The following is a 21,291-nucleotide window of genomic DNA, read 5'->3' as shown; positions in this document are numbered from 1 at the left end:
CCGTACATATGAAGGGCGTAATGGTGAAGCCTGTCCGATTGTTCCACGGGCCCGGGGCGCCGCACGTTTTCGGCGGCTGCGCCCCGGAGGCCTTCCGGCCCTCCCGGCCAGGCCTTTTTCCGGGGGGCGCCCTATCCATTGACAGAGGTATTGTCAAGGGGTCGAGCCAGACCAAAATGACATTCACAGCATGGGACGGAGAGCGGGCGTGACGCGCAGCGTGTACGTGACCGGTATCGAGCGGGGGGACGGCCGGCAGGTCGTCGAGCTGGGAATCATGGAGCTGCTGACCCGGCAGACGGGCCGGGTCGGCGTCTACCGTCCCCTGCTGCACGACGCACCGGACCGGCTCTTCGACCTCCTCAAGGCCCGCTACCGGATCGATCAGGACGCCGCGGCGGCCTACGGCATGTCCTACCAGGAGGCCTCGGCGATCCTGGCCGAGAAGGGCACCGACGAGCTGGTCTCGCAGCTGGTGGACCGCTACCACCGGGTGGCCCGCGACTACGAGGTCATGCTCGTCCTCGGCACCGACTACGCGGAGACCAACCTCCCCGACGAGCTGGCGCTCAACGCCCGCCTCGCCAACGAGCTGGGCGCGGTCGTCGTGCCCGTGGTGGGCGGCACCAAGCACCACGCCGAGGCCGTGCGCGCCGAGGCCCGCAACGCCTACCGCGCCTACGAGACCCTGGGCTGCCACGTCGTCGCGATGGTCGTGAACCGGGTGGCCGCTGAGGACCGCGACGTCATAGCCGAGCGGCTGGCCGCCCGGCTGCCCGTGCCCTGCTACGTGCTGCCGGACGACAAGTCGCTCTCCGCCCCGACCGTCGCCCAGATCACCCGGGCGCTCGGCGGTGAGGTGCTCCTCGGCGACGAGGCCGGGCTGGCCCGCGACGCCCTGGACTTCGTCTTCGGCGGCGCCATGCTGCCGAACTTCCTGAACGCCCTGACCCCGGGCTGCCTGGTCGTCACCCCGGGGGACCGCTCCGACCTGGTCATCGGCGCGCTGGCCGCGCACACCTCCGGCACCCCGCCGATCGCCGGTGTGCTGCTCACGCTGAACGAGCGTCCGACCCCGGACATCCTGACGCTGGCCTCGAAGCTGGCTCCGGGCACGCCCGTGGTGTCGGTGGCCGGCAACAGCTTCCCCACCGCCACCGAACTCTTCTCGCTGCAGAGCCGGTTGAACTCCGCGACCCCGCGCAAGCTGGAGACCGCGCTCGGCCTGTTCGAGCGGCACGTGGACACCGGCGAGCTGCGCGGTCTGCTGTCGGTGGCCCGCTCGGAGCGCGTCACCCCGATGATGTTCGAGCACGAGCTGCTGGAGCGGGCCCGCTCGGACCGCCGCCGCGTCGTGCTGCCCGAGGGCACCGAGGAGCGTGTGCTGCGCGCCGCGGACGTGGTGCTGCGCCGGGGCGTCTGCGACCTGACCCTGCTGGGCGACGAGCAGGCGATCCTGAAGAAGGCCGCCGCCCTCGGCGTCGACATCTCCGGCGCCCAGCTCATCGACCCGGCGACCTCCCCGCTACGGGAAGGTTTCTCCGAGTACTACGCCCAGGTCCGCGCCCACAAGGGGATGACCGTCGAGCTGGCGGGCGACGTGGTCACCGACGTCAACTACTTCGGCACCCTGATGGTCCAGCGGGGCCTGGCCGACGGCATGGTCTCCGGTTCGGTGCACTCCACCGCGGCGACCATCCGCCCGGCCTTCGAGATCATCAAGACGGACGCAGCCGCGCGAAGCGCGTCGGACAGGGCGGTGGCGGGCGACGGGAGGGCGAAGCCCGAGGCGTCCATCGTCTCCTCGGTCTTCTTCATGTGCCTGGCCGACCGGGTCCTCGTCTACGGCGACTGCGCGGTCAACCCGGACCCGAACGCCGAGCAGCTCGCCGACATCGCCGTCCAGTCGGCCGCCACCGCGGCCGCCTTCGGCGTCGAGCCGCGGATCGCGATGCTTTCGTACTCGACCGGCACCTCGGGCAGCGGGGCGGACGTGGACAAGGTGCGCAAGGCCACCGAGCTCGTCCGCGCGCAGCGCCCGGACCTGCAGATCGAGGGGCCGATCCAGTACGACGCGGCCGTGGAGCCCTCGGTCGCGGCGACCAAGCTGCCCGGTTCCGAGGTGGCCGGCCGCGCGACGGTGCTGATCTTCCCCGACCTCAACACCGGCAACAACACGTACAAGGCCGTGCAGCGTTCGGCGGGCGCGGTGGCGGTCGGCCCGGTCCTCCAGGGTCTGCGCAAGCCGGTCAACGACCTCTCGCGCGGTGCGCTCGTCCAGGACATCGTCACCACCGTGGCCATCACGGCGATCCAGGCGCAGGGCGCGCCGGCGCCCGCGGCCACCGCCTGATCCCCCGCCCTCTCCCACCGCCCGCGACAAGGAAAGACCCTCATCGTGACCGCATCGCGCGTACTCGTCCTCAACTCCGGCTCCTCGTCGGTCAAGTACCAGCTCCTCGACATGGCGGACCGGTCCCGGCTCGCCGCCGGCCTGGTGGAGCGCATCGGCGAGGAGACCTCCCGGCTGGTGCACGAGCCGCTCGCGGGTCCGGGCGCCGCCGCCGGCCGGCGGGAGCGGCTCGGCCCGATCGCGGACCACGGGGCCGCGCTGAAGGCCGTGGCCGCGGAGCTCGCAGCGGACGGGATGGGCCTGGACTCGCCGGAACTTGCGGCGGTGGGGCACCGGGTGGTGCACGGCGGAACACGGTTCACCCGGCCGACCGTGATCGACGACGAGGTGCTGGCGGAGGTCCGGAGCCTGATCCCGCTGGCTCCGCTGCACAACCCGGCGAACGTGACGGGCATCGAGGTGGCGCGCTCGCTGCGGGCGGACCTTCCGCAGGTCGCCGTCTTCGACACGGCCTTCCACGCGACGATGCCGGAGCACGTGGCGCGGTACGCGATCGACGCCGCGACCGCCGAGGCGTACTCCATCCGGCGGTACGGCTTCCACGGCACTTCCCACGCCTACGTATCGCGGGCGACGGCGCGGCTGCTCGGCAAGCCGGTGGAGGACGTGAACGTGATCGTGCTGCACCTCGGCAACGGCGCCTCCGCCTCGGCCGTGCGGGGCGGGGTGTGCGTGGAGACGTCCATGGGCCTGACCCCGCTGGAGGGGCTGGTCATGGGAACCCGTTCGGGCGACGTCGATCCGGCGGTCGTCTTCCACCTGGCGCGGGTGGGCGGCTTCTCGGTGGATGAGATCGATTCGCTCCTGAACAAGAAGAGCGGTCTGCTGGGCATGTGCGGCGACAACGACATGCGCGAGGTGCTGCGGCGCGCGGGCGCGGGCGACGAGGCGGCGAGCCTCGCCTTCGCCGCGTACGTCCACCGGCTGAAGAAGTACATCGGGGCCTATACGGCGGTGCTCGGGCGGGTGGACGCGGTGACCTTCACGGCCGGGGTCGGCGAGAACGCCCACCAGGTCCGCGAGGCGGCGGTCGACGGCCTGGCCGGGCTGGGCCTGGTGCTGGATCCGGAGGCCAACGCCGTGCGGTCCGCCGAACCCCGGCTGGTCTCGGCGGAGCATGCCCGGGTGGCGGTGGCGGTGGTCCCGACGGATGAGGAACTGGAGATCGCCACCCAGGCGTATGCGCTGGTTACCGACTAGTCACTTGGACTTTCCGCCAGACGGAATATTCCGCTACGAAACAAACCGATAGGATCCAGTCATGCGCCGTTCCAAAATTGTCTGCACGCTGGGCCCCGCCGTCGACTCGTATGAGCAGCTGAAAGCGCTCATCGAGGCTGGTATGAACGTGGCCCGATTCAACTTCAGCCACGGGTCCCAGGCAGAACACCAGGAGCGGTACGACCGCGTCCGGCAGGTCTCCGAGGACACCGGGCGCGCCGTCGGCGTCCTCGCCGACCTCCAGGGCCCGAAGATCCGTCTGGAGACCTTCGCCGAGGGTCCCGTCGAGCTGGTGCGCGGTGACGAGTTCACCATCACCACCGAGGACGTCCCGGGTGACAAGTCCATCTGCGGCACCACCTACAAGGGCCTCCCGGGCGATGTCGCCAAGGGCGACCAGATCCTGATCAACGACGGAAACGTCGAGCTCCGGGTGACCGAGGTCGAGGGCCCCCGGGTCCGCACCATCGTCATCGAGGGCGGTGTCATCTCGGACCACAAGGGCATCAACCTGCCGGGTGCCGCCGTGAACGTCCCCGCCCTGTCGGAGAAGGACGTCGACGACCTCCGCTTCGCCCTGCGGATGGGCTGCGACATGGTCGCCCTGTCCTTCGTCCGCGACGCCAACGACGTCAAGGACGTCCACAAGGTGATGGACGAGGAGGGCCGCCGGGTCCCCGTCATCGCCAAGGTGGAGAAGCCGCAGGCCGTCGAGAACATGGCGGCCGTGGTCGACGCCTTCGACGCGGTCATGGTGGCCCGCGGTGACCTCGCCGTCGAGTATCCGCTCGAAAAGGTCCCGATGGTCCAGAAGCGGCTCATCGAGATGTGCCGCCGCAACGCCAAGCCGGTGATCGTCGCGACCCAGATGATGGAGTCGATGATCACCAACTCCCGCCCGACGCGCGCGGAGGCCTCCGACGTCGCCAACGCCATCCTCGACGGTGCGGACGCGGTCATGCTGTCGGCCGAGTCCTCGGTCGGCGCCTACCCGATCGAGACCGTCAAGACGATGTCGAAGATCGTCACGGCGGCCGAGGAGGAGCTCCTCTCCAAGGGCCTCCAGCCGCTGGTCCAGGGCAAGAAGCCCCGTACCCAGGGCGGCTCCGTCGCCCGCGCGGCGTGCGAGATCGCGGACTTCCTCGACGCCCAGTCGCTGATCGCCTTCACCCAGTCCGGCGACACCGCCCGCCGGCTGTCGCGCTACCGCGTGACCCAGCCGATCCTGGCCTTCACCACCGACATCAACACCCGCAACCAGCTCACGCTGAGCTGGGGCGTCGAGTCCTACATCGTCCCGCACGTGGACACCACCGACGCGATGGTCGACCTGGTGGACGGCGAGCTGCTCAAGCTCAACCGCTACAACCAGGGCGACACCATGGTCATCACCGCCGGCTCGCCCCCCGGCGTCCCCGGCACCACCAACATGGTCCGCGTCCACCACCTGGGCGACACCCAGGCCTGACACCGCGGGCCCGCTTGAACTCTGCCGCACAGAGACCGAGGGCGGCACCCCCGATCCTGAGAAGGATCAGGGGTGCCGCCCTCGGTGCTTGCCGACCGCCGATCAGGCGGGATCAGTCACGCCGGACGTTGAAATCGCCGTCCTCCACGACCTCCTTCTCCAGCCCCAGCAGCTCCGCGAGCTCACGGTAGGCCTCGACCCGCTCGGGGTCGATCACCACGGAATAGGACTTGAGCACCCGCACCAGCAGCCGGAACCCGAGATCGGGATCGACCTCGGCGACGACCCGGCGCAGCGCCGGAACCACGCCGGACACCGCCGCGTAGGCGTGCCCGGCCGTGGCCGACTCCAGGGCCTGGGCCACCATCGCGATCTCACCCAGCACCGCTTCCCCGAGCCCACGAGCGGGTGGCGGATCCACCGGGTCCGGCGCGTTCCCGACGTTCCAGGTGATGCGGTACTCGGCGATCTCCTCGATCCACGTGAGCCACTGTCGTCCCTCGATCCCGCAGGCCTCCAGGTCGAAGTCACCGAACGTCCCCGCCCGCCAGAGCACGGACAGCTCCGGGCCCGGTAGGTCCGAGGCCAACAGCCGCCTGGCGTCGTCCAGCAGCTGATGGGCGAACGCACCGTCCTCGCGGTCCGCGAACGACCACACGGTGGCGAGGGCGATGGACATCCTGTTCGTCCGGGGATAGTGGAAGGTCTTCATCAGGCAGCTGAGCCCGATGTCCGAACCGAGGCGGCGGTGGTGGTCCTGGTTCACCCATGTGTCCTTTACTGCGGGAAGCTCGTGTATACGACGTATCCGCCCGGATGCTTTCCGCCGGGACCCTTCGGCACCATCTTGATCTGGATGACCACCTCGTTCCCGACCGGAGTCGACACGAGGGTCGGGTTGCCGTCGGGGTCCGGCGGACCCTTGGCCCACTTCTTGCCCAGGGACCCCTTGTCCTTCAGTGTCCATTTGATCGGGTAGAGGTCGAAGCGGGGGTCGAAGGGCTTGTTCGCCTGCCGCTTCTTGGTCAGCCACTTCTCCAGCGCGTCCTTGTTGCCCGGGGCCGCGCTCCACTCAGCGAATGCCCGCTGAACGGAGGCGACAGCGGTGGCCTCGTCGGTCCACTCGGTGGCAGAACCCTTCTCCAGCTTCGCCAGAATCTTCGCCCGATCCAGACCGACATGGTCACCCAGAGTGTGGGCACCCGAAACACCCTCGTCATTGACGATGTCCAGGCAGTTGTGGACGAGTACGTCCACGGGTGCCGGACCCTGGGCCTGCACGAAGAAGGTGTGCAGACCGTCGACGGTGAGGTCGAACACCTCCACGGGGGTGATGTTCCCGCGGTCACCCAAAGCGGTGATCGCCTGCTCCCGACCCTGCGGATCCCACAGCCGGTCGTTCACTCCCAGATCGGAGGCGTAGGTCCAGCCACGACCCGCCACGAACAACCGGTGGCCCGCCGTGGTGCTCAGACTGCTGCCGTCGGCCAGGGTGATGTCGATCAGCCGGCCGGTGTCGTGCCGGAAGGCGGCGGTCACCGGCTGCGGCTTCACCGTCCCCGCCAGGGTGTCGCCTGCCATCACCAGGTCGCCGACCCGCACCGACCCGATCGTCTTGTGCGAACCGTCCGCCATGAGTACGGGTACCGATGCGGGGAAGCTGTTCCGCTTGCACGAGGCGAACAGCCGCTGGGACACCTCGATCTCGTTCTCGAGAGCGGCGATCGTGCCTGGGTCCATCTCGGCCTTCTTGGCCAGCGCCCTGGCGTCCTCCAGACCCACGCCGGTCCTCATGACGGCGCGGTAGGCCTGCATCGACTCCATGAGGAGTTCCATCCGCTTGCTGGCGGCGCTCATGGCCAGGTCGACGCCGACCGACAAACAGGCTTCCAGCTCGTGTCCCTTGACGCACCTGTAGAAGTCGTCCGTGAGCATGTGCCAGAGGGTCTTCAGGAACACCTTGTCGAAGATCAGGGCGAGTTCGAGCCTGCTGAAGTACACGTCCTTGTAGTACGCCTGCTGACCCATGTTCTGGGCATACATCCAGGTCACGTACTCGGCCGGGCAGTTCGCCTCGGTCACGTTCTCCGGGGCCGCCGGGTCCGTGCACATGTAGAAGTCAATGGTGAGGTTGTAGGTCAGCTTGAACTTCACCGTGCAGCCGTCGAACCCGATGTCCAGGACGCACTTGTTCTGGTCCTCGGGTTCTCCGATCGGTTCGATCTTGGAGCGGACGAACACGCCCTTCTGGCCGGTCACACCGCCCGAGGCGATCGCATCGCGGCTCTTCTGGTTCTCCGCGCGGGTCGCCGCGTCCTGCGCCTCCTTCGCCGCTTCCTGGGCCCGCTTCGCGGCCGTCTCCGCCGTGGTGGCGTCGGTTTCGGCCTTGGTCGCGACCGTGTCCGCGGTCTTCGCGTCGGCCTCCGCCGCCGTGGCCGCCTTGCGGGCGGAAGCGGCGTCGCGCTCCGCGTCCGTCGCCGCCGCGTCCGCGGCGGAGGCGTGGGTGCCCGCTGTGGTGGCCGCGGTCTGCGCCGCCGTGGCGTCCGCCGTGGCCTGCCGGTTGTACTCGACGGTCTTGGCCTCGGAAGCCTTCGCCGCCTTGGCCGACGCTGCCGCCTCGTTGGCCGACTTCTGCGCGGCCTGCGCCGACTTGGCCGCCTTGGCGGCCCAGTCGGCCGCCTGCAGTGCGGCGTCCGCCGCCGCCTTCGCGTCCGCGTCCGCCTGCTCGGCGAGCTTCTTCGCCTCGGCGGCCGCCTTGGCCGCCTGGTCCGCCTTGGCCTGGGCCAGGGCCGCCTGCTGTTCCGCCGCCGTCTTGGCGGCCTGACCGGTCAGCACGGCCAGACCCGCCGAGGAGTCGGTCTCCTTGTACGGAGAACCCAGCTCGATGGCGTCGTTGGCCGGCTTGACCACCTGCATCGCCGACTCGCTGGCGGCCACGGCCGCCTGCGCCGTGGAGAACGCGAACCCGGCCGTACGGATGGATTCGGCTCCGGCAGCCACCGCTTCGCTGCGGGCCACCGAGGCATCCACCTTGGCCTTCTCCGCCTGCTGGTGCGCCGTCTCCGCCTGCGACTTCGCGGTGATCGCGTTCCACTTGGCCGCGTCCGACGCGTCGATGGCATCGGCCGCCGCCGCGTGGGCCTTCTGTACCGCGGCTTCGGTGACCGCGACGTCCCTCTTGGCCGCGTCCGCCGCCGCCTGGGCGCGCTTGGCCGCCCCCTGGGCCCGGGTCGCCGCCGCTCTCGCGTTGGTCGCGGCCTCGGTCGCCGTGTCCGCCTCGGCGCGTGCGGCCCTGGCCGCCGTGCCCGCGTTGTCTGCGGCGGTACGTGCGGCGGTCGCCGCGGTACGGGACCCTTCGGCCGCGCTCGTGCCCTCGTCGGCCGCAGCCTTGGACTCCTTGGCGTAGGCCTTGGCCTCCAGGGCGTCGCGCTCCTGTTCCGCGTCGACCGCCTTGTTCCGGGCCGTCACGGCCTTCTTCTCGGCGTCGACCGCGTCCTTCATCTTGTTCTCGGCGGTGGTTCCCGCCGTCTGCGCCGCGGCCAGCTGGCTGCCCGCCTCGGTCCGCTGGGTCTGGGCCCTGGCTTCCGCCGCCGCGGCCTTCGCCCGCTCCGATTCGGCGAGCTCCTTCTGCGACTTGGCGTAGTCCCGCTCGGCCTCGGCCTTCTCGCGCTTGGCCTTCGCATCCGCCGCGGCGGTCTTGGCCTCCTTCTCCGCTGCCTCCGCCTTGACCTGTGCCGCCTTCGCCTTCGAGGCGTTCTCCGCGGCCTTCACCGCCTGCGCCGCGGCTCCCTCCGCGGAGGCCTTCGCCTGGGCGGCGGCCTCCTCGGCGGCCTTGCGGCGGAACTCCGCCTTCGAGGCGTGCGCCTGCGTCATGGCCAGCGAGTTCAGCGTCTTGCTGTCGGCCGCCGAGGCGCGCGTCGCGTTCAGGGCGGTCTCGGCGGCCTTGGCCGCCGCCTGGGCGGCAGCCGCCGACGCCTTGGTGACCTGGGCCGCCTGCTGGCCGTAGAGGAGACCGCGGCCGCGGGGCAGGCCCGCGTTGTCGGCGATCGTGTACGCCGCGTTCTGCGCGGTGGTCACCTTGGCGGCCTGCGCCTGGGCGTCCTGGGCCGCGCGCGAGGCCACGTAGAGCCGCCCGGTCGCACGGGCCTGGGCCTGCTCGATCCACGTGCGGGCCTTGGTGAACTCACTGGCCGGCGGCCGTCCGCTGTCGGCCGGAACCTTCAGGAAGTGCGCCTCCCAGTCGGTGAGCCGACTGGCGATCATGGACTGGCCGAGCGCCTCGGCCATGGCCTGCGCGGCGATCTGCAGGTCCTTGGAGGCGGCCTGCTCGGCACCGAGGATGGTGTCCCGCTGGGCGTTCTGGCCCGCGATCTCGGCCTGCCACTCCGCGGAGGCGACGGCCGCCTCGGCCGTCAGGACCTTGTGCGGGTCGAGCGGGTTGCGCGTCGCACAAGACGCGAAGCGCGCCTTGAGCTGCTCCACATCGATCCGGAATTCCATCGAATCCGGGGCGGGAGCGCTGGTGGGAAAGCCGCCGTTCTGCAGGAAGATGCGGGCATCGTCGGCGTACATGGGGGTGGACCCCGCCATGTGCCACTCCCACTCCTTGCGGTCCTCGTAGGTCTCGTGCGTCTCCGAGTAGTACCGGGCCTTCGCGATCTTGGTGGCCGCGTCGACCGAGTCCTTGCCGGCCAGCGGGTGCGGATCGGCGTAGAACTCGCTCTGGCTCGTCCAGAACTGGTCCGCGATCCAGCCCCCGTAGCCCGTCGCCATGAAGATGCCCGGATTGTCCGGTGGCCACTGGAATCCCGTCACCGTGTAGCCGGGCGGGATGTCGGCCATGTACAGCGAGGCCTGCCACGCCTTGTTGCGCTCGTCCATCTCGGCGAACTTGGCGTTGGCGGCCGCGTGGTCCTTGTCGTACGCCGCGGACAGCGGGGTGCCCTCCCAGTAGTTGCGCGCCGCGGCGGCGAGCAGTTCGGGTTCGGTCCCCTTCAGTCCCGTGCGGGCGACGGCCTTCATCTGCGTGCCGCCCTTGCGCAGCACGTCGCCCAGCAGGCACTGCGCCTCGCGGACCTTCTGGGCCGCGTCCAGGTCGTAGGGGGCGGGTTCGGCGGCGGCGGCCGGGCGCAGGCCGTCGAGGGGCTGCACCCCGCTGCCGGTCAAGGTGACGGCGGTGGCGGTGGCCACGGCCGTGAGGGTCAGGAAGCTCGTCCAGTTGCCGAAACGACGGCGTCTGGGCGTGGTTGCGTTCTTGCGCATACCCGTATCAGCCGTTCTGCTCAGAAGAGGACATCGAAGGCCGCCCAGCCCGAGGTGCCGATCTGCACCCGGGCGGCGAAGGGGGCGGCCGGGTTGCCGGTGCCCTTGAACAGCCACAGTGCGCCCGCGGTATCGGCGGCGATCAGGTCGGTCTTCCCGTCGCCGTCGGTGTCACCCGCGGAGGCGAGCGTCTTGTACGCCTGCCAGCCCGGGCCCACGACGTACCGCGTGCCGACCACGGCGTCCACCGTGGCCGCGCCCGTACCGGCGTAGATGGCGAGCGTGCCGTCGGCCGTCCGGGCGAGGATGTCGGCCTTGTCGTCACCGGTGTAGTCGCCGCGGCCCACGAGCGTCATGCCGCCCCACCCGGTGCCGATCCGCATCCGGGCCGCGAGCGTGCCGTCGGACTTGCCCTGGTACAGCCAGAGGTTGCCGGCGGCGTCGCGGCCGACGAGGTCGGCGTCGGCGGAACCGCCCATGTTGCCGACGGAGATGATCGTGTCGTAGATGTCCCAGCCGCCGCCGATGAGCTTGGTGTCGTTGCCGTGCTCGGCGGTGTAGTAGAGCTTTCCGGCGGCACGGTGGTAGAGGTCGTTGCCCCGGCCGCCCTCCGACACGTTGGCCTGGACGAGTGCGGTCGCCTCGCCGAAGCCGCCGCCCAGCTCGTAGGCGGACTTCAGGCCCCCCGTACCGTTCGCCTCGTACGCCCGGAGCTTGCCGGTGCTCGCGTTGCGCGCAAAGAGCGGGAACGTCTTCAGGGGCGGGGCCGCGGCCTGGGCCCCCGCGGAGCCGGCGTTGGCGGTCCCGGCCGGCCAGAGCGGCGGAGCCACTCCGGACACCCCCAGCGCGACGGCGGCCAGCACCAGGCCGATCGCGCAGATCACCGCCCGGCGTGCCGAGCGTTTCATGGTGTGCAGCATAAAAGTGCAGGTCCTCAGGGAAGTCACGAGCGCAGGCATGCCAAGGGCACACCGAAGTGCTTGCGAGTCCCCCCGTGGACAGCTGCGCGCCGCGTGCATGACGGCGGCATTTGCACGCTAGCCGAGTGCGCAACTCCTGTGAAGATCATGTGAGTTACCCAAGGGTAACGGAAAGCGGACGGCCCGCCCCCGTAAAGGGGACGGGCTGTCGGAACGCTCGTGAGCCGGTGCTACTCCGGCGGGCCCATGTAGTTCTTCAGGCCCGGAACGGTGAGCGTGCCGCCGAACTGACCGGCCTGGACGACCTTGACGTTCGTGAAGAACGCGAACGGGACGTTCACGGGCGGCGGGCTGTTCGGGGTGAACTCGATCGGGATCAGACCGAACAGGTTCCCCTTGAGGCTCTCGGTGTACATCGTCACCGTGCCGCCGCGGATCTTGGACGTGGAGCCCGGACGCGACTTCAGGTGGGCGACGTTCCCCGACTTGCCGACCGTCTGGTACAGGTCCTTGATGTCCAGCGAGTCCGCGGTGAACTTCAGGACCTTCTTGGTCTTGCCGCCGGCCGTCTTCACCTCGACGATGCCGTGGTAGTCCAGGCCGTAGAGGGTCAGCAGCGAGCTGTCGAGGTACCAGGGCTCGTCCGGCAGGAGCGGGACACCCTGCTCCAGCTCGGCATCGGCCAGGGCTTTAGCGTCGTAGGTCGGGCACGGGAAGGGCTGCTTCCCGTCCGGGTCCTTCGTCGCCTCGTCCTTGGCCTTGTCCTCGTCGTCCTTGGCCTCGTCGTCCGCCTTGGACTTGTCGTCCGCGGCTTCGTCCTTGGCCTTGTCCTTGGCCTCGCCCGTCTCGTTCTTGGGGTCCTTCTCGGTCTTCTTGACCTCCTCGGACAGCTCCTTGACGTCGACACCGGCCTTCTTCGCCGCGTCGCGGATCGCGTCCGCGGCCGGGTCCGGGGCCGCCGTGGCGGTGCCGGAAGGGGTGGGCGCGGGCGTCGGGGTCGCCTTCGCCGTCGCGTCCTTGAGGGGCCTGCCGAGCTCGTCGACGAGGTTCTTGAGCGCGTCGCCGACACCCAGCGGGTCCAGCGGGTTCGTGGACTTGGTCGGCTCCGGAGCCGACGTCGTGGCCGGGGCCGCTGCCTTCTCGTTCGTCACCGGGGGCTTGGCCGCCGACGGCGAGGTGCTCGGCTTCGCCTTCGCGGACGCCGACGCGGACGGAGAGGGCGTCGCGGTGGGCGACGTACTCGGCGAAGGCGTCGTGGACGGCGTCGGCGACGGGGACTTCGACTCGGTCTCCGCGGGTTCGTCGGACCGCGTCACACACGGGCCGGGCGCGAAGGGGATCTCCTTGTCGTCGGCCACCGCGAGCTTGGGCGCCATGCCCATCCCGACGAACACGGCCGTCGGCATCGCCGCGAGCGCCATCGTCTTGCCGACGGGTATCTGGATCTTGTTCAGCAGCGACTTCCTGGGCGCCGCGTGGCGCGGCCCCTTCACTACACGGGACTCTGCGCCAGGGGCCACGCCCCGCTGCGTCTCGTCACCCCGCACTGTTCCTCCCGCCATCGGCGTGGGCAGTCGTCTCGCTCGCGTATGCCGTTTCCGTACCACGGGGGTCGGGAACGCCCTGGGCACCCATGTCTGCCGTCGCCTCCGCCTTGGTCAGGCCGACCGGGTCCGGCTGCTGCTCGGCCGCCGGCTGCGCGGCCTCCTCCGCCGGCTGCCCCGGCGCCCAGGCCAGGGCGAGAGCGCCACCGACCATGGAGAGGCTGAAGCCGATGAAGAAGCCGCCGAGGTTGGACACCGGGATCGAGACCAGGGCGAGCAGGATCGCGGCCACGCCGGCAAAGACGCGGATGGTCGCCTGGAACCAGAGCGCCAGGCCGAGCGTGATGAGCAGTGCACCGATGATCAGTGCGCCTGCGCCGCCCGTGGTGGCCATCGCAAGACTGACGTTGCCCAGCCGGAGGTCCGCGTAAGGGAAGTATGCGATCGGGAAGCCACCGAGGAGCGTGAACAACCCGGCCCAGAAGGGACGGCGGCCACGCCAGGCGTGGAAGTGGTAGTACGCCACGGTGGGCCAGGCGTCGTCTTCTGCGCGAACGTAAACCGGGGCCTGGGGGTTCATGGACAACAGCTCCCTGGAAACGGGTGGTACGTGAAAACTCTGTGGAGCCCGGACGGGCGGGGGCGACGGCTGTCACCACCCGCCCGTCCGGTCAGACACGGGGACTGAGTCAGTCCTTGATGTCCTGGTAGCAGGGCTGGTCGCCACCCATCAGGCGCAGCTTCAGGTTGGGCAGCTTGAAGGTGCCCGCCGTGGTCGCCCACGCCTTCTGCTTCACGTCCGTCAGAATCGCCCTGTCGGCGCGCTGGGAGAACGCGTAGGGGCTGGACACCGTACCGGCCTGCGGCTTGGTCTTGTGGCTCGCGTCGCCCACGGCGACACCGATGTCGAGGTTCTTGAACTCGGCGTCGGTGTCGAGCTCGGCCACATCCAGGTAGATGTTGGTCGCCACGGCCGGGGTGCCCTTGTGACCGGTCTTCAGCTGGAGCGTGATCGGCCCCAGCGGAGTCGGGGTCACCAGGGACTGGCACATGTTGGTGATCTCGGCACGGCTGAACCCGGAGATGGTGACCGGGTGGGCCTGCGCCTTGCCGTTGGGGTCGAGCTCGTGACCCTTGGCGATCCCGCCGTACTGGATGAGGTTTTCACCGTCGAGCTTGTCGGCCGAGACCTTGAAGTCCTGGCCGGAGACGCTGAACGACGCCGCGAGGGCGCCCTGCGCCAGACCCACACCGACCGCGGCCGTGGCCGCGATGCTCGGCACCATGACGAGCGCGAAGCGCTTCCATCTGGTCCCACCACGAACCTGAGAACTCATTTCGTTCCTCCTTCTCGGACGTACATCTCCGGTCCGGGCCGTGCCCGTCCTGGGATGGGAGAAGTGCTACGTCCTCGGGAAGGAGCGCAGGCGGCCGGGCCGCGGCTGTGCCACGTCCGATACACCGGCGATCACCCCCGAGCGACAACCACTGGGCCACGCGTTCGCGCAACCTGGAGGACAGGCCCCGCCGGAGTGGCAGAGACCCCCCTGTCCCACGGCCGGTGCCACTGCCACCGGCCGGCTCGGTGGGGACCCTTCACCGCGGCTCCGAGTGAGCGGCTCTGCGGGAAGGACCGAGCGTCGCCGATCGTGGTCCATTCCAGGCCGGGGCACAAGGGGGTTCGTTACTGGCGGGTAACGGCCAGATAACCGGGGTACGACCCACTGCCGTCGGGCAGCAACACAGGGTGTCACCCAGGGCCACGACAGAACGGACGAATGCCAAACACACCGGACAGTTCACGGGGTTCGATTTACTGCGAGTAACAGCGGCCGCGATTGCCAAGTTTTGGCAAAGCGCGGCCGCTGTTTATCCACGTGTCAACAAATCGCCGGTGGCCCGGCGATGTACGGGCGGCGCGTGGCGGCGGGTCCGGAGCGGCCGCGAAGCCGGTCCGGAGGCTGCCTAGAAGAGCACCCGCGCGAGCGCCGTACGCGCGGCGGAGACCCGCGGGTCGTCCGCGCCGATGACTTCGAACAGCTCCAGCAGCCGCAGTCGCACGGCGTCCCGGTCCTCACCGAACGTGACGCGGACGGTGTCCACCAGGCGCCCGAAGGCGTCCTCCACGTGGCCGCCGACCAGGTCGAGGTCGGCCGCGGCGATCTGCGCCGCCGGGTCGCGCGGGTTCTCGGCCGCCGCGGCCCGCACCGCCTGCGGGTTCATGTGCTGGACCCGGGCGAGGAGCTCGGCCTGGGCCAGGCCCAGCTTGGCCTCGGTGTTGCCCGGGTCGTCGGCGAGCACGTTCTTGTACGCCTGGACCGCGCCGCCGAGGTCACCGGCGTCGAGCGCGACGACGGCCGCCTCCAGCAGGGCGTCGTGCGGGCCGGCCGGGATCTCGCCCTCGGCCGAGGCGGCCGGAGCGGCCCCCTCCGCGTCCGGGTCCACCTCGATGCCGATGATCCCGAAGCGCTCCTCGGCGACCTGGACGAGCTGGGCGAAGGTCTCGCGGATCTGCTGCTCCGGCACCACACCCTGGAACAGCGGCAGCACCTGACCGGCGACCACGGCGAAGACGGCCGGGATGCCCTGGATCTGGAACTGCTGCATCAGCGTCTGGTTGGCGTCGACGTCGATCTTGGCGAGCACGAGGCGACCGTTGGCCTCGGCGATCAGGCGCTCGAGCAGCGGGCTGAGCTGCTTGCACGGCTGGCACCACTCGGCCCAGAAGTCCAGGACGACCGGAACCTCTGCGGAGAGCTGGAGCACATCGCGTTCGAAGCCGGCCTCGTCTACGTCGATGACGAGCGCGGACGGCGGCACGGCACCGGCGGACGGACCCGCCCCGCCGGCCTCGCCGGCCCGCTTCGCCGCTTCGGCGCGGGCTTGCTCGGCCTTGGCCTTGGCCTCGCCGGCCGCCTTCACCGCGGCGAGGTCGACGACGCCGCTCATGGACATGTTTCTGGGCTGCATGCGTACATCCTCCCCCGTGTGCGCGCGCCGACGAAAAAGATCGCGTGAATTGGCCGTGCCGCCGTACCGTCAATTGGCCGTGCCGCCGTACCGTCGCGATCGTGATGTTGAAACGGCGCCGGGTCCCCACCTGGCGCCTGTAGCTCTTCGCGTGGTTGTCGCTCTTACGCTACGAGCCGTAGCGTAACTCCCCCGGCGGCCCACCGGGCCCCTTCCGGCTCCGTGATCTGAACCACAGCGGCCGGTTCGGCTACCGGCGGGTATGGTCTCGGCCATGCGCAACCCCAGCCCCGGCCGCACCGGTCGTCCCCGCAGCGCCACCGCGGACGCCGCGATCCTCGCCGCGACCCGGGACGCGCTCGTCGAGCTGGGCTGGTCGAAGCTCACGATGGGTGACGTGTCCGCCCGCGCGGGGGTCGCCAAGACCACCCTCTACCGGCGCTGGGCGGGCAAGAACGAGCTGGTCGTGGACGCGGTCGCGGAGCTCTTCGACGCACTCGAACTCCCGGACCGGGGCTCCCTCGAAGCAGACATCGAGAACGTGGTGCTGCAGTTCGCGGAGCTGCTGCGGCGCCCGGAGGCCCGTACCGCCCTGATGGCGGTCGTCGCCGAGTCCACCCGGGACGAGGCCCTGCGTGACCGGATCCGGTCGGCGATCGTGGACCGGCAGAAACGTCTCGTCGTACTGGGTCGCGAACGGGCCCAGGCGCGCGGCGAACTCCCGTACGAGGAGGACGAGTCCCTCGCGGGCCGCACCACGGACCTGATCTTCGACGTGATCGCGGGCACGGTGGTGCACCGTGCCCTGGTGAGCTCCGAACCGGTGGACGAACTCTGGGTGGCCACCTTCACGGCGCTCCTGATGCACGGCCTCCGGGGCCCGGCCGCCGCCTGATCCCACCCGGCCGCCCGCTGCCGCCGCGCCGTCAGAAGATCGACACCCCGGAGCGGCGCCGGGATTCCAGGACCTGCTCCGCCAGCGCCGCGGCCCGCGGGTTATCCCCCGGCCAGGGCCGCCGACGGCCCGGCCAGCTGGCCCAGCGCAGCGCGTCGGCCTCCTCCTCGGGCCGCAGGCCGGCCGCGACGAGCGCGCCCCGGGCCACTTGGGCCCCGGCCGTGCGGTAGCCGATGTCGCGGGCGTCCGGCAAGTAGAAGCCGCCGTCGGTGATCAGGACCGCGGCCTCGACCCCGTCCAGCCCCAGTTCGATGCCGTCCCGCACCGCCCCGAGGAACTCGGCGGGCAGCCGCTCCTCCCGCGCCAGGTTCAAGATCTCCGTCCCGGCCGGTCCCGGCGGCTCGAAGTCGGCGACGACGTAGGCGTAGTGGCCGCCGCAGCCGCCCTTGTTCATCACCACGCGCGCGCTCACGCCCCGTACGGGCACAGGAAGGCCGGTCATGCCCCCACCATACGGGGGGCAGGACCGGCCGTTCCGGGCCTGTGGGCCTGGGGCTTGGGGCCTGTGGGCCTGGGGCTAGAAGCCCGGGGGCTCGGTGTACGTGCCCCACTCGTCGCGCAGGACGTTGCAGATCTCGCCCATCGTGGCCTCGGCCCGCACCGCGTCCAGCATGGCCGGGATCATGTTCGACCCGTCCCGGGCGGCGTCCAGCATCGCCTTCAGCGCCGCGTCGACCGCGGCGTCGTCGCGGCGGGCCTTGCGGGCCGCCAGCTCCCGCACCTGGACGGTCTCGACCTCGTGGCTGACCCGGAGGATCTCCAGGTCCCCGGTGACCGACCCGTGGTGCACGTTGACGCCGACGACGCGCTTGTCGCCCTTCTCCAGCGACCGCTGGTACTGGAAGGCCGACTCGGCGATCTCCCCGGTGAACCAGCCGTCCTCGATGCCGCGCAGGATGCCCGAGGTGATCGGCCCGATCGGGTGCTGCCCGTCGGGGTGGGCGCGCAGGCCGCGCTCCTTGATCTGCTCGAAGATCTTCTCGGCCTCGGCCTCGATGCGGTCGGTGAGCTGCTCCACGAACCAGGAACCGCCCAGCGGGTCCGCCACGTTGGCGACGCCGGTCTCCTCCATCAGCACCTGCTGCGTGCGCAGGGCGATCTCGGCCGCCTGCTCGCTCGGCAGGGCGAGGGTCTCGTCGAGGGCGTTGGTGTGCAGGGAGTTGGTGCCGCCGAGCACGGCCGCGAGGGCCTCCACGGCGGTGCGTACGACGTTGTTGTACGGCTGCTGCGCGGTCAGGGAGACACCGGCGGTCTGGGTGTGGAAGCGCAGCCACATGGACTTCTCGCTCTTCGCCCCGTAGACCTCCTTCATCCAGCGGGCCCAGATCCGGCGCGCGGCGCGGAACTTGGCGATCTCCTCGAAGAAATCGAGGTGCGCGTCGAAGAAGAAGGACAGGCCGGGCGCGAAGGCGTCGACGTCCATGCCGCGCGAGAGGCCGAGCTCCACGTAGCCGAAGCCGTCGGCGAGGGTGTACGCGAGCTCCTGCGCGGCCGTGGCCCCGGCCTCACGGATGTGGTAGCCGGAGACGGACAGCGGCTTGTAGGCCGGGATGCCCTTCGTGCAGTACTCCATGAGGTCGCCGATGAGGCGCAGGTGCGGCTCGGGTTCGAAGAGCCACTCCTTCTGGGCGATGTACTCCTTGAAGATGTCGGTCTGGAGCGTGCCGTTGAGGACGGCGGGGTCCACGCCCTGCCGCTCGGCGGCGACCAGGTACATGCAGAAGGCAGGGACGGCCGGGCCCGAGATCGTCATCGAGGTCGTGACGTCGCCGAGCGGGATGTCCTTGAAGAGGACCTCCATGTCGGCGGCGGAGTCGATGGCGACCCCGCAGTGCCCCACCTCTCCGAGGGAGCGGGGGTCGTCCGAGTCGCGCCCCATGAGGGTCGGCATGTCGAAGGCGACGGAGAGCCCGCCGCCGCCGGCGGCCAGGATCATCTTGTAGCGCTCGTTGGTCTGCTCGGCGTTCCCGAACCCGGCGAACTGCCGGATGGTCCAGGTCCGCCCGCGGTAGCCGGTGGCGTGGAGCCCGCGGGTGTACGGGTACTCGCCCGGCCACCCGATGCGCTCGAAGCCCTCGTACGCGTCGCCGGGCCGGGGCCCGTAGACCGGCTCGACCTCGTCGCCGGAGAGCGTGGTGAAGTCTGCCTCGCGCTTGCGGGCCTTGTCATAACGGGCCTGCCAGCGACGGCGGCCTTCCTCGATGGCGTCAGCGTCCATACTCATGAATTTACTAGGACGTCCTAGTAAATGTCGATGGCAAACCCCCGGGGACTCGCCCCGGGGGTGGGTGACGCTCGCCTCGTACGCGGAGGCGATCAGGCCTCGGCGGTCGCGACCGAGTCGCTGACCAGCGGCTCGACCTCGGCGCGGACCTTGCGCTCGACGAAGAAGGCCGCCACCGGAATCGTTCCGCTGAGCATGACCCAGAGCATCTTGCCGAAGGGCCACCTGGCCTTGGAGCTCAGGTCGAAGGCGAAGACCAGATAGATCATGAAGAGCACACCGTGGGCCTGCGAGACCACGAAGGTCAGGTCGGCGCCGGTGTCGAAGCCGTACTTCGCCACCATGCAGGCACAGAGGATCAGGAGCATGACCGCGGTCACGTAGGCCATGGCGCGGTAGCGGGTCAGCACGCTTCGTTTCATGCCGACGAGCCTAGCCGTCCGTTTTGCTCGATCTTGACGCGGCCCCGGGCCCCGGCCACGGGCCCCGCCCCCGGCTCGGCGGCCTCCGGCTACTCCTCGAAGTCCGCCGCGGCCACCCGCAGCGGGCGCAGCAGCGCGAAGATCTCCCCGCACTCCTCGGCGTCGTACGCGCCGAGGCCGAAGTCGACGGCCATCAGGTCCTTCGTGGCGGCCTCGACGACCTCGCGGCCCTTCTCCGTGATGGAGGCGAGGGTGCCGCGGCCGTCGTTCGGGTTGGGCCGCTTGGCGACGAGTCCGGACTTCACCAGCCGGTCCACGGTGTTGGTCACCGACGTCGGGTGGACCATCAGCCGCTCGCCGATCTTGGACATCGGCAGTTCGCCGGCCTTGGAGAAGGTGAGCAGCACCAGCGCCTCGTACCGGGCGAAGGTCAGCCCGTACGGTTTGACGACCGCGTCGACCTCGCCGAGCAGGATCTGGTGCGCGCGCATGATCGAGGTGATCGCGGCCATCGAGGGCACGGGTCCCCAGCGCTGCTGCCAGAGCTCGTCGGCGCGGGCGATGGGGTCGAAGGGAAGGCTGAGCGGCTTGGGCACGCGTCCGACCCTACCGGGAGGTCACTTCACCGCGAGGGCCGTCTCATCCCTCAGTCGTTCCTCCTGCCGGGCGGCGGCCCGGAGTTCGGCGAGGAGCAGCAGGACGACCCCCGTACCGAGGACCCCGGCGCCGGTGACGACCTCGTGCACCGGGCGGAATTCGGCGGCGAGGCCGGCCAGGGCCATGCCCACCCCCTGGAGGGTCATCAGGCCGGTGCTGAGCAGCGTCATCGCCCGGCCGCGCAGCTCGTCGGGAACGGCTTCGACGTACCACCGGTCCAGCCCGAGGGTGTAGGCGTGGGCCAGCCCGGCGAGCAGCAGGGCGGCGAGGACCACGGGCAGCCCGGGCCGGACCGCGAAGAGCAGGAGCGGCAGCAGCCCGGTGGCGGCGAGCGGCGCCACGATCCGCGATCGTGTGCGCGCGGTGAGGGCCGAGCCGGCCCAGAGCTCCCCGGCGATGGTGCCGACGGGCATGGCGCACATCATCAGGCCGAGGGCGGCGGTGCCCGCGCCGATGCCGTCCGCGTACGGGGCGAGCAGCGCCTCGGGGACGACGAGGAAGACGGGCGGCAGCCAGAACAGCAGCATCAGCGCGCGCAGCCGGCGCCGGCCGAGGACGGCGCGCAGCCCGGCGAGCGGGGAGGTGCGGGCGCCGCTGCGGGCGGGGCGGCGGCGCGTGCCCAGCCGCAGCAGCAGTGCGGAGCCGAGGAAGCCGGCGGCGGTGAGGGCGATGGCCGCGCGCGGCGCGAGCACGGTGAGCAGCAGCCCGCCGAGGCCGAAGCCGATGAGCTGGGCGCTCTGGGCCACCATCCGCAGCAGCGAGCGGCCCAGGACGAAGGCGTCGCCGGTGCCGAGGATGTCGGAGAGGGAGGCGTTGCGCGTGCCCTGGAACAGCGGCGCCACGAAGGCCATCGCGCAGCGCAGTACGAGGAGCACGGCGACGGGCGTGCCCGGCGCCACCATGGCGGCCGCGCAGAGCGCGCAGACGAGGTCGCACCCGACGAGCACCAGGCGGGCGGGGTGGCGGTCGGCGATCCCGGCGAGGAGGGTGCCGCCGAGGACGTACGGGAGGAACCCGAGGGCGAAGGTCAGCGCGCTCATCAGGGGCGAGCCGGTGGTGCGGTAGACGAGGACGGACAGCGAGATCTCGGCGACGACCACGCCGAACACGGACAGCAGGTGGGCGGCGAAGACGGTCCGGAACTCCCGGACCCGGAACACGGAGCGGTAGCCCGGCGGCGGTGCGGACCGCCCGGGCGCCTGGGTGTCGGCTGGCATGGGCCCAGCGTCCCGGGC

16 protein-coding genes are annotated in these 21,291 nt (G+C 70.6%); 4 read left to right on the top strand and 12 right to left on the bottom strand.

From position 1 onward, the window contains the following. Positions 1-208: 208 nt before the first annotated feature. From pta to pyk, 3 genes are all read left to right on the top strand, one after another. Positions 209-2,353, top strand: a complete 2,145-nt coding sequence (gene pta, locus ACZ573_RS04295; RefSeq protein ID WP_471298706.1) for a phosphate acetyltransferase — start codon at positions 209-211, stop codon at positions 2,351-2,353. Positions 2,354-2,398: 45 nt separating this feature from the next. After that, a complete protein-coding gene (locus tag ACZ573_RS04290) occupies positions 2,399-3,613 on the top strand; it encodes an acetate kinase (protein ID WP_471298703.1) in 1,215 nt (404 codons plus the stop codon). Positions 3,614-3,674: 61 nt separating this feature from the next. Continuing rightward, positions 3,675-5,102, top strand: a complete 1,428-nt coding sequence (pyk, locus tag ACZ573_RS04285) for a pyruvate kinase (protein ID WP_471298701.1) — start codon at positions 3,675-3,677, stop codon at positions 5,100-5,102. A 112-nt stretch (positions 5,103-5,214) separates the two neighbouring features. Here the strand turns inward: pyk and ACZ573_RS04280 are convergent, their stop codons facing one another. From ACZ573_RS04280 to ACZ573_RS04250, 7 genes are all read right to left on the bottom strand, one after another. Further along, entirely contained in the window at positions 5,215-5,868 is a 654-nt protein-coding gene (locus ACZ573_RS04280; protein WP_471298698.1) for a hypothetical protein, read from the bottom strand. A gap of 11 nt (positions 5,869-5,879) precedes the next feature. Beyond that, a complete protein-coding gene (locus tag ACZ573_RS04275; RefSeq protein WP_471298695.1) occupies positions 5,880-10,364 on the bottom strand; it encodes a polymorphic toxin-type HINT domain-containing protein in 4,485 nt (1,494 codons plus the stop codon). Between the two features lie 20 nt (positions 10,365-10,384). Beyond that, positions 10,385-11,272: an FG-GAP repeat domain-containing protein gene (locus tag ACZ573_RS04270; RefSeq protein ID WP_471298692.1), complete on the bottom strand. Its 888-nt coding sequence runs from the start codon at positions 11,270-11,272 to the stop codon at positions 10,385-10,387. Positions 11,273-11,514: 242 nt separating this feature from the next. Then, positions 11,515-12,831, bottom strand: a complete 1,317-nt coding sequence (locus ACZ573_RS04265; RefSeq protein WP_471298689.1) for a hypothetical protein — start codon at positions 12,829-12,831, stop codon at positions 11,515-11,517. After that, positions 12,821-13,408, bottom strand: a complete 588-nt coding sequence (locus ACZ573_RS04260) for a DUF6114 domain-containing protein (protein WP_471298687.1) — start codon at positions 13,406-13,408, stop codon at positions 12,821-12,823. Before ACZ573_RS04260 ends, ACZ573_RS04265 begins: the two co-directional genes overlap by 11 nt. A gap of 109 nt (positions 13,409-13,517) precedes the next feature. Beyond that, a complete protein-coding gene (locus ACZ573_RS04255) occupies positions 13,518-14,165 on the bottom strand; it encodes a DUF6230 family protein (protein ID WP_369475589.1) in 648 nt (215 codons plus the stop codon). Between the two features lie 628 nt (positions 14,166-14,793). Then, positions 14,794-15,798: a tetratricopeptide repeat protein gene (locus ACZ573_RS04250; protein WP_471298684.1), complete on the bottom strand. Its 1,005-nt coding sequence runs from the start codon at positions 15,796-15,798 to the stop codon at positions 14,794-14,796. A 274-nt stretch (positions 15,799-16,072) separates the two neighbouring features. On the opposite strand from ACZ573_RS04250, the gene ACZ573_RS04245 reads away from it, so the two are divergent. Further along, positions 16,073-16,693: a TetR/AcrR family transcriptional regulator gene (locus ACZ573_RS04245; protein ID WP_471298681.1), complete on the top strand. Its 621-nt coding sequence runs from the start codon at positions 16,073-16,075 to the stop codon at positions 16,691-16,693. 31 nt (positions 16,694-16,724) lie between these two features. Here ACZ573_RS04245 and ACZ573_RS04240 read toward each other — a convergent pair whose 3' ends face one another. From ACZ573_RS04240 to ACZ573_RS04220, 5 genes are all read right to left on the bottom strand, one after another. Next, on the bottom strand, positions 16,725-17,195 hold the full coding sequence (locus ACZ573_RS04240; protein WP_471298678.1) for a hypothetical protein: 471 nt from the start codon (positions 17,193-17,195) through the stop codon (positions 16,725-16,727). A 75-nt stretch (positions 17,196-17,270) separates the two neighbouring features. Beyond that, positions 17,271-18,971 carry an acyl-CoA mutase large subunit family protein gene (locus ACZ573_RS04235; protein WP_471298675.1) on the bottom strand — a complete coding sequence of 567 codons (1,701 nt, stop codon included), beginning with the start codon at positions 18,969-18,971 and terminating at the stop codon, positions 17,271-17,273. A gap of 98 nt (positions 18,972-19,069) precedes the next feature. Further along, on the bottom strand, positions 19,070-19,399 hold the full coding sequence (locus ACZ573_RS04230; protein ID WP_301366410.1) for a DUF3817 domain-containing protein: 330 nt from the start codon (positions 19,397-19,399) through the stop codon (positions 19,070-19,072). 89 nt (positions 19,400-19,488) lie between these two features. Next, entirely contained in the window at positions 19,489-19,995 is a 507-nt protein-coding gene (locus ACZ573_RS04225) for a MarR family winged helix-turn-helix transcriptional regulator (RefSeq protein ID WP_301366411.1), read from the bottom strand. A gap of 21 nt (positions 19,996-20,016) precedes the next feature. Next, positions 20,017-21,273 (bottom strand): MFS transporter, encoded by a 1,257-nt coding sequence (locus ACZ573_RS04220; protein WP_471298671.1) that lies wholly within the window; start codon positions 21,271-21,273, stop codon positions 20,017-20,019. Between the last annotated feature and the right edge of the window lie 18 nt (positions 21,274-21,291).

The organism is Streptomyces sp. NPDC040545 (genome assembly GCF_055595065.1).
This window is presented reverse-complemented; position numbering and strand designations above follow the sequence as displayed.

Excerpts from the sequence above, each read along its gene's own strand:
- ACZ573_RS04260 (WP_471298687.1), bottom strand. The coding sequence starts at position 13,408 with ATGAACCCCCAGGCCCCGGTTTACGTTCGCGCAGAAGACGACGCCTGG.
- ACZ573_RS04230 (WP_301366410.1), bottom strand. The coding sequence starts at position 19,399 with ATGAAACGAAGCGTGCTGACCCGCTACCGCGCCATGGCCTACGTGACC.
- ACZ573_RS04275 (WP_471298695.1), bottom strand. The coding sequence starts at position 10,364 with ATGCGCAAGAACGCAACCACGCCCAGACGCCGTCGTTTCGGCAACTGG.
- ACZ573_RS04245 (WP_471298681.1), top strand. The coding sequence starts at position 16,073 with ATGCGCAACCCCAGCCCCGGCCGCACCGGTCGTCCCCGCAGCGCCACC.
- ACZ573_RS04240 (WP_471298678.1), bottom strand. The coding sequence starts at position 17,195 with ATGACCGGCCTTCCTGTGCCCGTACGGGGCGTGAGCGCGCGCGTGGTG.
- ACZ573_RS04235 (WP_471298675.1), bottom strand. The coding sequence starts at position 18,971 with ATGGACGCTGACGCCATCGAGGAAGGCCGCCGTCGCTGGCAGGCCCGT.
- ACZ573_RS04255 (WP_369475589.1), bottom strand. The coding sequence starts at position 14,165 with ATGAGTTCTCAGGTTCGTGGTGGGACCAGATGGAAGCGCTTCGCGCTC.
- ACZ573_RS04220 (WP_471298671.1), bottom strand. The coding sequence starts at position 21,273 with ATGCCAGCCGACACCCAGGCGCCCGGGCGGTCCGCACCGCCGCCGGGC.
- pyk (WP_471298701.1), top strand. The coding sequence starts at position 3,675 with ATGCGCCGTTCCAAAATTGTCTGCACGCTGGGCCCCGCCGTCGACTCG.
- ACZ573_RS04270 (WP_471298692.1), bottom strand. The coding sequence starts at position 11,272 with ATGAAACGCTCGGCACGCCGGGCGGTGATCTGCGCGATCGGCCTGGTG.
- ACZ573_RS04250 (WP_471298684.1), bottom strand. The coding sequence starts at position 15,798 with ATGCAGCCCAGAAACATGTCCATGAGCGGCGTCGTCGACCTCGCCGCG.